Origin of the sequence: Rhodanobacter sp. L36 (assembly GCF_009765755.1) — a bacterium.
Taxonomy (GTDB): domain Bacteria; phylum Pseudomonadota; class Gammaproteobacteria; order Xanthomonadales; family Rhodanobacteraceae; genus Rhodanobacter.
The window spans coordinates 1-12,412 of sequence record NZ_LMUV01000004.1 but is presented as its reverse complement, the minus strand read 5'-3'; the positions used below and the strand labels follow the sequence as shown (position 1 = coordinate 12,412).

The following is a 12,412-nucleotide window of genomic DNA, read 5'->3' as shown; positions in this document are numbered from 1 at the left end:
TGTGCACGACGCTTTTCGTTATGTCACAAAAAGCGTCGCGCACAGGGTGCGCTCCTACAGCCAGTCGCGCGGTTTCAGATACTCGGCCAGTTTCGCTTCGGCGGAACCTGGCTCGGGTACATACGCATATTCAAAACGCACGCGTGGCGGCAGGCTCATCAGAATCGACTCGGTGCGTCCACCGGATTGCAGCCCGAACAAGGTGCCGCGGTCGTAGACCAGGTTGAACTCCACGTAGCGCCCGCGCCGGTACAGCTGGAATTCGCGCTCGCGGTCGCCGTATGGCGTGTCCTTGCGGCGTTCGACGATCGGGGTGTACGCGTCGAGAAACCCGTTGCCCACCGCCTGCATGAAATCGAAGCAGCGTTCGAAGCCACCTTCGTTCAAGTCATCGAAAAACAAGCCGCCGACGCCGCGCGTCTCGTCGCGATGCTTGAGATAGAAATACTCGTCGCACCACTGCTTGTAGCGCGTATGGACGTCGTTGCCGAACGGCGCGCACAAGTCGCGCGCTACCGTGTGCCAATGCCGCACATCCTCGTCGCGCGGATAAAACGGTGTCAGGTCGAAGCCGCCGCCGAACCACCACACCGGATCGACGCCTTCCTTGCTCGCCTCGAAGTACCGCACATTGGCATGCGTGGTCGGCACATGCGGATTGCGCGGATGCAGCACCAGCGACACGCCAGTGGCGACGAAACTGCCGCCGGCGAGCTCGGGCCGATGCGCCGTGGCACTTGGCGGAAGCTGGTTACCGCTGACCCGCGAGAAGTTGACGCCGGCCTGCTCGAACACCGCGCCATCGCGCAGCACGCGGGTCATTCCGCCGCCGCCAGCCGCGCGTTCCCAGGCGTCTTCCTCGAAACGCGCGCCGCCGTCGATCTTTTCGACAGCAGTGCAGATGCGCTGCTGCAATCCGCGCAGGAAAGTTTCGGCCAGGTCGGCTTGTTCGCTCATCGTGTGGCTCGTCGATTCAATGCGCCGAGCTTAGCAAGGGTCACCGACTGCACACTGTGGCGTGACGCCGCGCGAAAAACCTGATCCTCATATCCACAACGCACGCAACCGGGGCAAATTCGGCTCAGCTGACCCTCATCATTTGCAGGTTGCGGCCGATGTCCTGCGTCAGGAAGCGCATCCAGTTCATGTAATTGGAATGGATCATGCGCTGGCCATTCCTTTCGACCTCGTACTTGAGGTTGTGGCTGTCGACGTAGGTGATCAAGACTTTGCTGGTGTCGAAGGACACGTGAATCTTTGCGGAGTAGTCGCTGCGACTGAGGGTGCCGTCGACGCCATCGGCCTGTTCGGCACTCAGTGTCCAGCCACGTCCGATCAGAGCGGCATCGACCGCCTTGCTCACCCGTGCTGCGGTCATGCCGCTTGGCACAGCGACGGGCGGCGGATTCACCAGCGGCGCCCGACCGAAGGCCATGACCAGCAACAACATTGGCAACAGCAGCAGTCGTGAGCGCGACATCGTTTTTCCCCTGGCACCGGCGAACGCGCGGCCCGCGCAGTCTGCCGGGAGCGTGCGCAGCGTTCAAGAGTGCGGCCGGCGAAGAGGTTCGCAGCATTTTCATGCGCGCATGGAGACGATGCACAGGTGCTGCCCCAGTTGCGGCTAGGCAATTCCCGAAGTGACCGCTAGGCTTTTGCGATGTCAGTACCGATGAACCCCCTTGCGGTCTCCGCATACACCGTCACTTCCGCCATCGGCCACGGCCTGGTGGCGCATCTGCATGCGCTGGAGCATGCACGCAGCGGCCTGCGCCACAACGATTTCAGCAGCGCGCCGCTGGACTGCTGGATCGGCCGCGTCGACGGCATCGAGGATCGACCGCTGCCCACCGCTTTCGCCCGCTGGGAATGCCGCAACGATCGGCTGGCTTGGCTCGGGCTGAACCAGGACGGTTTTCTCGAACGCGTGCGCGCCGCGCGCGATCGCTACGGCGCCAAACGCGTTGCGCTGTTGCTGGGCACATCGACATCGAGCATCGGCGCCACCGAAGAGTCGTATCGACGGCTCGACGCCGATGGCGGCCTTCCCGACGACATGCTCTGGCCACCGGTGCATGCGCCGCATTCGCTGTCCGCGTTCGTTGCCGAGGCGTTGGGCATCGAAGGTCCGTGCCTGACCGTTTCCACCGCGTGCTCGTCCAGCGCCAAGGTGTTCGCGAACGCCGAACGATTGATGCGGCTGGGCCTGGTCGATGCTGCCGTGGTCGGCGGCGTGGACACGTTGTGCGACAGCGTGCTGTTCGGTTTCAACGCGCTGGAACTGGTGTCGCCCGAACCGTGCCGCCCGTTCGACGCATCGCGCAACGGCATCTCGATCGGCGAAGCGGCCGGCTTCGCATTGCTGGAACGCGCCGACGTCGCGCCGCATGCGCCGCGTCTGCTCGGCTACGGCGAAGCGAGCGATGCGCATCACATGTCCACGCCGCATCCCGAAGGACTCGGCGCCGAACTGGCGCTGCGCGATGCGTTGCTCCGCGCCGGGCTCGATGCGTCGCAAGTCGACTACATCAACCTGCACGGCACCGCGAGCCAGAAGAACGACGAAGTGGAAGCGGCGCTGGTCAGCCGCTCGTTTCCGGCAAGCACGCGCGCCAGTTCCACCAAGGGTTTCACCGGCCATACGCTGGGCGCGGCCGGCATCGTCGAAGCGGTGATCGCGTTGCTCGCCATCGAACACGACCTGATTCCCGGCAACCTCGGCGGCGATACGCCCGACGCGGTGTGCGGCGCGCAGTTCGCATGGCGCAACGAAAAGCAGCGCGTCAATGTGGCGCTCAGCAATTCATTCGGCTTCGGCGGCAACAACGCATGCCTCGCCTTCGCACGCGCGGGGTTCAGCGGATGAGCGCGTTGCGCGTGCATGTCGAAGGTGTCGGCGTGTGGTCGCCGCAACTGGCGAATTTCGCCGCGCTGCGCGAGCTACTCGATGGCATCGAGCCGACTCCGCCGCCGGCGCGGCCAGCCGCGATCACGCTGCCTGCGAACGAACGCCGGCGTGCACCGGAAAGCGTACTGCTGGCGGTGGAAGTCGCCGGACAGGCAGTGGTGATGAGCGGCCGCGATGCTCGCAATCTGGCCTGCGTTTTCGCCTCGTCGCACGGCGACCAGCCGATCACCGATTACATGTGCGCAACCCTTGCGAATGCGCCCGGCGAACTCTCGCCGACGCGCTTCCACAATTCCGTCCACAACGCGCCGGTCGGCTACTGGACGATCGCCACCGATTGCCACGCGCCATCCACCGCGCTGGCCGCGCAACGCGCGAGTTTCGGTGCCGGCCTGCTCGAAGCGGCGTGCCAGGTCGTCGCCGAACGACGCCCGGTGCTGCTGGTTTGCAGCGACACCGCCGGCAGCGGTCCATTGAACGAAGTCACCGGCTGCACGCAGGCGTTCGCCTGTGCGCTGGTGCTCACACCCGAGCGCAGCATCGACACGCTCGCGTGCCTCGACATGACGCTGACATCGGGACAGGACATCAGCGAACTGCCCGAGCCACTCTCCGGCTGGAGTCGCGGCAATCCGTCGGCCACTGCGCTGGCATTGCTCGCGGTGCTGGCGCGCGGCGGCGGTCATTGTCGCGTCGACGCATCAAGCGGAATGCAGTTGCGCATCGACACGCAGGCGATGGTTGCCGAGCGCGCCGCGTGAACACCACCGCTTTGCGCTGGTGCGTGCTGATTCCCTGTTTCAACGAAGAGGCGGCCATTCGCGGTGTGGTCGAATCGGTGCTGGCGCTCGGCGCACCGGTGATCGTGATCGACGACGGCTCGGACGATCAGACGCCGCAGATCGTCGGTGCACTGCCGGTCACGCTGCTGCGCCAGCCTGTGCGCGGCGGCAAAGGCGAAGCGCTGCGCAGGGGTTTTCGTGAAGCGCTGCGCTGCGGCTACGACGCCGTGCTGACGATGGATGGCGACGGCCAGCATCAGGCCAGCGACATTCCGCGCATTGTGGCTGCAGCCGCACGCTACCCCGATCGCATCGTGATCGGCGCACGCCTGCTCGATCGCGAACAACAGCCCAAAGGCCGTCGTCGCGCAAACGCGGTGGCGGACTGGGGCATCTCGTTCGCCTGTGCGCAGCCGATTGCCGACACGCAAAGCGGGCAGCGCTGGTATCCACCTGCCGCGCTGGAGCTGGTCGATCTGCCGGCGGAAGATTTCGTTTTCGAGGCCGCCGTGTTGATCGCCGCATCGCGCGAAAAGAACATCGGCGTCGTGTCGGTGCCGATCGCCTCGCGCTATCACGGCGAATTCCGGCGCAGTCATTTCAGCCCGGTGCGGGATGTCACGCGCATCACGTTCTACACGGTGGGGCGCGTCATCCAATACGGGAAAATCCCGGCGAGCTATCGACGCTCGCGCGGCAAACCCGTCATCATGGGCGATACCTGCGTCTGACCTGGCGACCGAGGGAGTTGTCGTGATTCATTCCATGCTGCTGATGCAATTGCTGGTGATTCTGCTCGCTTCGCGGGTCGCTGCCTGGCTATTGCGCTGGCTCGGACAACCGCCGGTCGTCGGCGAAATGATCGCCGGACTCGCACTCGGTCCGCTGGTGTTCGGCGCGCTTGCGCCGCACTGGCAGGCAACGCTGTTCGCACCGCAAAGCCTTGCAGGACTCGAGAGCCTCAGCACGCTCGGGCTGGTGTTGTTCATGGTGGTGGTCGGCGCGGAATTGCGCCTGCCCGGCAGCATCCGTCGCAACCTCGCCACCTCGGGCTGGATCGCCGGTTGCGCAGTGATCCTGCCGATGGCGCTGGGTCTCGGCGCGGCGCCGATGCTGTATCCGCAATTCGCGCCGCACGGCATCGCGTTCTGGCCGTTCGCGTTGTTCATGGCGACCGCAGGTGCAGTCACCGCATTGCCGGTGATGGCGCGCATCCTCAAGGATCGCGAACTGACCCAGAGCAACCCCGGCCAGCTTGCGATCGCCGCAGCTGCAGTGGCCGACGTGCTGGCCTGGCTGATGCTCGCGGTGATCGTGGCGTTGATTTCCGCGCACGGCGACTGGATGCCGTTCTGGCGCACGCTCGTCGGGCTGACGCTGCTGCTGGCGTTATGCCTATTGGTGATACGCCCGCTCAGCGCACGCGCGCTGTCGAGGCACGTACCGAACGGTGGCGTGGACGGCGGCGCGCTCGCCCTGTTGTTGATGGGTGCGCTGGCCTGCGCGGCGGTCACCGAATTCCTGAACCTGCATCCGGTGTTCGGCGCATTCCTGTTCGGGCTCTGTCTACCACGCGACGACCGCTTGCTCGCCAGCCTGATCGAACGGGTGGAGAAGGTTGCACTGCTGTTGCTGCTGCCGGTGTTCTTCGCGCTCGCAGGCCTGAGCACGAGCGCCGACCTGCTGCAGCCGGGCATGGGCGTGGCACTGGCCTTGCTGCTGGCAGTGGCGATTCTCGGCAAGGTCCTCGGCGGCGTTGCCGGCGCGCGCATCGCGCGGCAGAGTTGGCGTGACTCATTCGCCATCGGCTCGCTGATGAATGCGCGCGGGATGATGGAACTGATCGTGATGAAGGTCGGCCTGGACACCGGCGTGATCGACCATCGCATGTTCACCCTTCTGCTGATCATGGCGATCGTCACCACGATGATGACCACGCCGATGTTGCTGTATTTCACCCGCAGCGCCGCGAAACCGGCGATGGCGACAAGGCGTTCTATCCATGAGTGATGCGATGCGTGAAGCAGTGATTCTCGGCGGCGGCCTCGCCGGACTTTGTCTGGCGCTGCAGTTGCGCGGCGAATTTCCGGACATGGACATTCTGGTGATCGAACGCCAGCGTCATCCGCTGCAGTCGGCGGCGCACAAGGTCGGCGAATCGACGGTGGAAATCGGCGCGCATTATTTCGATCACACGCTGGGCCTGCGCGAGCATCTGGATGAAGAACACATCCGCAAGTTCGGCCTGCGCTATTTCTTTTCGGACGGCCGAACAGACGTCGAGAACACCACCGAGCTCGGCGTCAGCAAAATTCTGCCAGCGCCGAGTTATCAACTCGATCGCGGCATTTTCGAAACTTTCCTTGGCGAGGAAGCGCGTCGGCGAGGCATCGATTTTCGCGATGGTGCCACGGTCAAATCCTTCAACGTCGGCACGCACGGCGCTGCGCACGAAGTGCGCTTCACCGACGACAACGGAGAGCACCATGTCAGCTCACGCTGGTTGCTCGACGCATCCGGCCGCGCTGCACTCCTGCGTCGGCGATTCGATCTCACCCTGGACAACGGCCATCACGCCAACGCGGTGTGGTTCCGCATGGACGCGATGATCGACATCGACAGCTGGAACGACGACGCCGACTGGCGCGGCCGCGTGTCGCCGCCGGAACGCTGGCGCTCGACCAATCACCTGATGGGCCCGGGTTACTGGGCGTGGCTGATTCCGCTCGGTTCCGGCGCGCATTCGATCGGTATCGTCACTGACGCGAAGATGCATCCGCTCGACGGCATGCGCGATTTCGACAAGGCGCTGGCTTGGCTGCACGAACGCCAACCCGCGATGGGCCGTGCGATTGAAGCTGAGCGCGATACGCTGCTCGACTTCCGTTTCCTGCGCGGCTACTCGCACGGTTGCAAGCAGTTGTTCTCCGCTGATCGCTGGGCGCTGACCGGTGAAGCCGGCACGTTCCTCGATCCGTTCTATTCGCCGGGCAGCGACTTCATCGCCATCGCCAACACGTACATCGTCGCCCTGATCGGCCACGATCGCGCCGGCCGCAACGTGGCGCCTTACGCGCATTTCTACGAGAAGCTTTATTTCTCGTTCTACGAAAACACGCTGGCGCTTTTCCGCAATCAGTACCCGTTGTTCGGCAACCCCGAAGTGCTGCCGACCAAGGTGATCTGGGATTACGCGTACTACTGGGGCGTGCTGTGTCAGCTGATGTTCCAGCAGCGGCTGACCGATCTCGATCTGCTCGGCGAGATGCGCCCGCAACTGGAACGCGCACAGGCGCTCAACCAGCGCATGCAGCAACTGTTTCGCGACTGGCATCAGGCCGGCGGGCGCCAAACACGGCGCGAGATGCTCGATCAGTGCTCGCTGGCGTGGTTCGCCGAACTCAACCGCGGACTGCACGATCCACTGGACGATGCCGGCCTTCGTGCGCGCCTGCGCGAGAATGTGCGCCTGCTCGAAGGGATCGCCGATGCAATCACGCTGCGCGCCGCCGCTACCGATGCAAAACTGCACGCGCCGTTGTCGGGACATCCGCAACCGATGCTGTTCGAGTTTGCGTAGAACGACAGCCGCGCCGAGCGGCCGAAAGCTTCAGTCCGCCGGGTGAATCACCGCGGCGCGGCCGGTGGCCAGCACGCTGTCCCGATGCTCGATGCGAAACGTGTATTGCGCGCCGCCGTCGTCGGCGTAGAGACATTCGGCATGGACGTCCAGACGGCCATCGGAAAGATCGACGTATTCAACGTGCAGCTGCACATCACGCAGGCTGACCAGCCGGCCGGCTCGCGCAGCTTGCGCGCCTTTCGATCGCGCCAGCAAGCCGCCGTGCACGGCCATCGCCTGCGCGCCGTATTCCGCAAGATGTACGGCATGAAGTCCAAGTGTGCTGCGTAACGGATGATCCGCGCGCGCATGGCTTTCGCTGATCGCGTGGATGCCTTGCTGATCCCACACCAGCACTGCGTCGAGCAGGCACATCGCGCCGGCATGCGGAATCAGCGAAGCCCAGTCGGCTTTTTCCAGCAGCGGAACATCACGCACCGACGTGTTCGCCCGCTGTTTCGTCAATGGCTGGCGCCGCGGCACCGTCGTCCTGCCAGAAATCGAAAAAGTTGAACCAGTTGTATGGCGCGAGGTGAATGTAGTGCTCCAGCCGCTGCGCATAGGCGGCGATCAGCGCGTCCAGCGCCGGCCCACGATCGTGCCTTGGAATATGCACGCGCTCGGCCATCGGTTCGAACACCAGCCGATAGCGATTGCCGCCGAGATAAAGGCCGAAGCAAAGCATCACCGGCACTTGCAGCGTGTGCGCCATCAACCACGGCGTGACGGGGAACGGCGCCGGCGATCCGAGGAACGGCGCACGACGCAGAACCTCGTGTCCGCGTCCACGATCGGCGAGCATCGCCACCAGCTGTCCGGCCTGGCACGCTTCGGCCATCGCCAGCGCAATCGATGTGCCGTCGCGCGATGCGTCGATGACATATGCGCCGACCTCGGGCGCCAGCGCTTCAAGCAGTTCCGTCATCGCTGGCGTCTTCTGCTTGTCCAGCACCACGCGCAGCAACAGATCCGGGCGCCGCGTGCCGATCGCGCGCAGGGCTTCAAAACTCCCCTGATGCGAACCGAACAGCAGCGCGCCGCGCCCGAATTCCAGTTGCCGGTCGAGCATTTCCAGGCCGACGGTCTCGATCTCGAATCCCTTCTCGCCATGTGCGAGAAGAAAGATCCGATCCAGCGTGGTCGCTGCATACGCATGCAGATGACGAAACACCTGCCACGGCATCGGCGGCTTCCCGAACACGCGTTGCAGGTACTGCTTCGACGCCTTTCTTTCCGGCGCGCGGCGCACGTAAAAATAAAACGTGATCGGGTACAGCAGAATCCGGCCAAGTCGACGACCGCCGTAGAGGGCGATCGCGCGGATCAGCCACATCGCGAAACGTCCGCCGCCTTCGGGCCGGCTCTGCCAGTGTTCGTTCGTGCTCATGTCGCGCCTTCGATCATGCCGCGTGCGAGCAGGTTGCCTTCGCGATGGATTTCGAAGCGCACGCGCGTTGCTGCATCGGACCGCGTCAGTCGAACGGTCGCAATCTGATCAGGCAACAATGGCGCGACGAACTTCGCCTCGCTCACGCCGGCCAGTCGCTGACCACGCCATGCACGAAGCGCCAGCGCCACCTGTTCCAGCAGCATCACGCCAGGCACTAGCGGGTGACCGGGAAAATGTCCTGGCAACGACGGATGTCCGGCGTCGATGGCAAATGACTGTTCAAAAGCCGGGGCGTTCATGCAGCAGGCGTCCCATGACTGCGCAAAAGCTGCGGCCAGTGTCGCGATACCCGCGTGACGATATCGCGCAGGCTGGTGTGTTCGAGATGACGCAGGTGCCAGCGGCGGTAGCCATATTCAAGCGCGAACACCGACCCGAGCAGGATGTAGCCGCCCGCGTGCAACCAGAGTGCAGCCCAGTGATCGGGAATCGGCAACGGCGATGTCATATGTAATTGCGCCAGCAATCCGCTGTGCTGCGCGCACATCAGCAGCACCGCCAGCACGAGTGCCTGCGTCGCCAGCAGAAACGTCCAGAACCCCGTGAGCTGACGGGCGTACCGCGAGACGCCCGCCATCGCCAACCGATCCTCGCCTTCGACGGCAACGATGATGCGCGCGACCAGCGGTTCGTCGGTGCACAATGTGCGGCCGAAGCCGTACGCAAGCAGCGCGTTGATCAGCACCGGTACCGCTTCGAGCAACAAGCCGGCGAAACCGAGCAACGAGAGCCATGCCATGCCTGCTGCCAGCGCAAACCACAGCAGCCAGGCAGTGACGCGACGCGCACGCAACCGCGACCACATCACTGCCGTCATCAGCGACATCAGCGCGAGCAGCGGAAAAATCTGTCGATGGGTCAGTGCACCAGCTACCGCGAGCAACGGATAGGCAAGCCACGGCAACAACGCGTAGCGCCGTGCATTATCAGGCATTGCAGTGGTGGATGTCATGCCGGATTCCGCGAGAACCGCAACCTGATCACAGCGTGCCACGGATGCCCGGCCTGCGTGTGAGGTCGCCATGAAACCCGGCTCGGCCGGCTTCAGCCCGCGCGTTGTTGCTCGACGTGTTCGGATAGCGTACGCAGGCTGGTGAAGATCTGCCGGTTGTCCGGATTGTCCGAACGGAGCTGAAAGCCATAGCGCTTGGATACGGCCAGCGCGATTTCCAGCGCGTCGATCGAATCCAGCCCGAGGTCACCACCGAACAGCGGCGCATCAGGATCGATCTGTTCCGGCGTGACGGTCTCGAGGTTCAGGCACTGCACGATCAACGTGGCCAGGTCGTGTTGTGCCGCTGTCTGTTCTGCCATGCTCGATTCCGTACTCTGATTGCATTGCCTCCCCCCGGTGGCAGTGGGCGCGGAGTGTAACATAGCGCCCTTGTCGTTCCCGGTTAGACGCAATGATTCAGGGATGTGAAGACCCACTGCTCCAGACGCTTCCACGCCAGGCACCTCGGGTGTCGTATCGGCTGACCGATGTGGCGTCCGCGCTGGCCGAACCCGGCACGCTGGCGGTGCTGCGTTTCGGCAGCGGCGGCCCTGCCATTGACGATCCACGACTGCTGCAAGTCGCGCTGGAAAGCGTCGATTCGCCGGCGCCGATGGAACTCTGGCAGGTCGATGCCGAAGTCCAGTACGGCATGCAAGGCGCACTTCGCTGGTCGTCCGGTGGTGGCTGGTTGTTCGCGGCCATCGAGCTCGATGAAACCGAACACGGCGGCCCGTTGCGCACAGCCCAACTCGCCTACGAGCAGATGCACCGTTTCGTCGGTGCACGCGGCACGCAGCACGTCACGCGCGTATGGAATTACCTCGGCGCGATCAACCAGGGCGAAGACGACGCCGAACGCTACAAGCAGTTCTGCGAAGGGCGCGCGCGTGGCATGGGTTCGTTTTTCGCAGACGGCTTTCCCGCGGCGACGGCGATCGGGCATCTCGATTCCGCGCCACGCCTGCAGGTTTACCTGCTGGCATGCGACCAACCCGGTACACGCGTGGAGAATCCACGCCAGGTCAGCGCGTGGCGTTACCCACGCCAGTACGGTCGCACGCCACCGAGTTTCGCCCGCGCGATGGTGTTGCCGGCAGGCGATGCGCTGGCAATCTCCGGCACGGCGGCGGTGGTCGGCCATGCATCCGCGCATCACGACGATCTCGACGCGCAGCTTGAGGAAACGCTCGTCAATCTCGAAGCGCTGCTGGCCAACGCGCACATGGCTGCGGGCTTCGATACGCGTTCGCCGATGAAAGCCTACGTGCGCAACAGTGGCGATGTGTCGCGCGTGCGCGACTTCCTGCAACGCCGCCTGCCCGGCGTGCCCGTGTTGCTGTTGCACGGCGATATCTGTCGCCGCGAGTTGCTGGTGGAAATCGACGGCTGGCGCTACGCCTGAAGCGTTTCGGGCGCTTCAGTTTCCAAATCGATTAACCCGCTTCAAGGCTTCGTCGCGATCAAACCGATTTTCGCGACGTGTGCATCGATGTCCGGCTTGATCGCGCGCGCGGCAACGAGCTCGGCATTGCCCGCCTCTTTCTGGCCGATGCGGATTTTTGCCAGCCCGAGTCCATAAAGTGTCCAGGCGGAATGCGTGTCCTTGGCCGCCTTTTCGTAGGCAGCGATCGACTCGGGATAATGGCCGAGTCGCAGTTGCACCATGCCGAGACTGTCGAGATATTGTGGATTTTCGCCATCGCGCTTGATGGCTTTGCGGCAGTCACTCAAGGCATCGTCGAGCGATTGATTGCTCAAGCTGCGGGCCCAGCAGCGTTCGTTGAGTACGTTGCCAAGATGTACATCATACGGATGCATTTGAATCCAGCCATCCAGCAAAGGCAAAGCCGTGGCGGGTTGTTCGAGCGCGACGTACAGGCCCGCGACGGTGCGGGAGTCCGGAGATCCCATGGGCGCTAGCGGATTTGCCGCATTGGCATCCGACAACGCGCCGGCACCGTTTCCGTGCTCGAAACGAACGTGGGCGCGCATCAGCAACGCATCGACATTTTTTGGTTCGAGACCCACAGCCTTGTCCAGATCAGCCAATGCAGCACCAGGTTGTCGCTCGGCAAGATAGGCACGTGCGCGCGCAAGATAGTAAGTGGCTTGTTCGGGCGCCAGGCGAATCGCTTCGTTCAAATCAGCGATCGCTGCTTCCGGCTCACCACGAGATACATGCGCTGCACCACGCAATGCGTAGTCGGCGGCATTCTGCAGTGGCGCAGCTTTTTCGCTATCTGGGCTTTCGCCATCGGTGGTGGCTTTGGCTAGCGCAAACAGGCGGCCGCCGTTGTAGGTGAGATACACCTTGTCCTGGCTGTTTGCGATGAACATGTGATGGGCCAGAAGAAAATCCGCGCCGAGCAGCATGTCGACATCGCGGCCTATCGAGGAGTCGATGACCTCCAGCTGGGTGTGTTGAATCAACTCGGTGCCGACGGAGAAGGAATCGATATTGACCGTCCACGCCTTGACGGACTTCGAACCGATACCAGTACCGGTGACGCCAGGTTTCGCGTCCGGTCCATCGAGGTTGATGCCGACATGTTCTGCAGCATGGCGACTCAACACGGTGACGGACGCTCCGGAATCGATCATCGCCCGCAGCTTCTTTCCGTTGACGGTTATCGCCACGACGGTTTGACGACCG

At 63.7% G+C, this 12,412-nt stretch carries 14 protein-coding genes; 6 read left to right on the top strand and 8 right to left on the bottom strand.

Annotated elements, in window-relative coordinates:
* Positions 1 to 54: 54 nt before the first annotated feature.
* On the bottom strand, positions 55 to 957 hold the full coding sequence (gene hemF, locus GSQ73_RS07215; protein ID WP_158882538.1) for an oxygen-dependent coproporphyrinogen oxidase: 903 nt from the start codon (positions 955 to 957) through the stop codon (positions 55 to 57).
* 124 nt (positions 958 to 1,081) lie between these two features.
* A complete protein-coding gene (locus GSQ73_RS07210; RefSeq protein WP_158882536.1) occupies positions 1,082 to 1,480 on the bottom strand; it encodes a hypothetical protein in 399 nt (132 codons plus the stop codon).
* A 192-nt stretch (positions 1,481 to 1,672) separates the two neighbouring features.
* Between GSQ73_RS07210 and GSQ73_RS07205 the strand changes: the two genes are divergently transcribed.
* The 5 genes from GSQ73_RS07205 to GSQ73_RS07185 are packed head-to-tail and all read left to right on the top strand — an operon-like array spanning position 1,673 to position 7,270.
* Positions 1,673 to 2,866, top strand: a complete 1,194-nt coding sequence (locus GSQ73_RS07205; RefSeq protein ID WP_158882534.1) for a beta-ketoacyl-[acyl-carrier-protein] synthase family protein — start codon at positions 1,673 to 1,675, stop codon at positions 2,864 to 2,866.
* Complete coding sequence (locus GSQ73_RS07200) at positions 2,863 to 3,669, top strand: beta-ketoacyl synthase chain length factor (protein ID WP_158882532.1); 807 nt, start codon at positions 2,863 to 2,865, stop codon at positions 3,667 to 3,669. The genes GSQ73_RS07205 and GSQ73_RS07200 overlap by 4 nt, the downstream gene beginning before the upstream one ends.
* Entirely contained in the window at positions 3,666 to 4,421 is a 756-nt protein-coding gene (locus GSQ73_RS07195) for a glycosyltransferase family 2 protein (RefSeq protein WP_158882530.1), read from the top strand. Before GSQ73_RS07200 ends, GSQ73_RS07195 begins: the two co-directional genes overlap by 4 nt.
* A 22-nt stretch (positions 4,422 to 4,443) precedes the next feature.
* Entirely contained in the window at positions 4,444 to 5,700 is a 1,257-nt protein-coding gene (locus GSQ73_RS07190; protein ID WP_158882528.1) for a cation:proton antiporter, read from the top strand.
* Positions 5,693 to 7,270: a tryptophan 7-halogenase gene (locus GSQ73_RS07185; RefSeq protein WP_158882526.1), complete on the top strand. Its 1,578-nt coding sequence runs from the start codon at positions 5,693 to 5,695 to the stop codon at positions 7,268 to 7,270. Before GSQ73_RS07190 ends, GSQ73_RS07185 begins: the two co-directional genes overlap by 8 nt.
* Before the next feature lie 30 nt (positions 7,271 to 7,300).
* On the opposite strand, the gene GSQ73_RS07180 is transcribed toward GSQ73_RS07185, so the two are convergent.
* From GSQ73_RS07180 to GSQ73_RS07160, 5 genes are all read right to left on the bottom strand, one after another.
* Positions 7,301 to 7,735, bottom strand: coding sequence for a phosphotransferase (locus GSQ73_RS07180; RefSeq protein ID WP_158882908.1), 435 nt, complete (start codon positions 7,733 to 7,735; stop codon positions 7,301 to 7,303).
* A gap of 7 nt (positions 7,736 to 7,742) precedes the next feature.
* Positions 7,743 to 8,699, bottom strand: coding sequence for an acyltransferase (locus GSQ73_RS07175; protein WP_158882524.1), 957 nt, complete (start codon positions 8,697 to 8,699; stop codon positions 7,743 to 7,745).
* Entirely contained in the window at positions 8,696 to 9,001 is a 306-nt protein-coding gene (locus tag GSQ73_RS07170) for a hydroxymyristoyl-ACP dehydratase (RefSeq protein WP_158882522.1), read from the bottom strand. The genes GSQ73_RS07175 and GSQ73_RS07170 overlap by 4 nt, the downstream gene beginning before the upstream one ends.
* On the bottom strand, positions 8,998 to 9,714 hold the full coding sequence (locus GSQ73_RS07165) for a xanthomonadin biosynthesis protein (protein WP_158882520.1): 717 nt from the start codon (positions 9,712 to 9,714) through the stop codon (positions 8,998 to 9,000). The genes GSQ73_RS07170 and GSQ73_RS07165 overlap by 4 nt, the downstream gene beginning before the upstream one ends.
* Before the next feature lie 92 nt (positions 9,715 to 9,806).
* Positions 9,807 to 10,076, bottom strand: a complete 270-nt coding sequence (locus GSQ73_RS07160; RefSeq protein ID WP_158882518.1) for a phosphopantetheine-binding protein — start codon at positions 10,074 to 10,076, stop codon at positions 9,807 to 9,809.
* A gap of 92 nt (positions 10,077 to 10,168) precedes the next feature.
* Here GSQ73_RS07160 and GSQ73_RS07155 point away from each other — a divergent pair, with 92 nt between their 5' ends.
* A complete protein-coding gene (locus GSQ73_RS07155) occupies positions 10,169 to 11,161 on the top strand; it encodes a pteridine-dependent deoxygenase (protein ID WP_158882516.1) in 993 nt (330 codons plus the stop codon).
* A gap of 41 nt (positions 11,162 to 11,202) precedes the next feature.
* Here GSQ73_RS07155 and GSQ73_RS07150 read toward each other — a convergent pair.
* The coding region (locus GSQ73_RS07150) for an aspartyl protease family protein (protein ID WP_158882514.1) at positions 11,203 to 12,412 on the bottom strand (1,210 nt) is incomplete at its 5' end.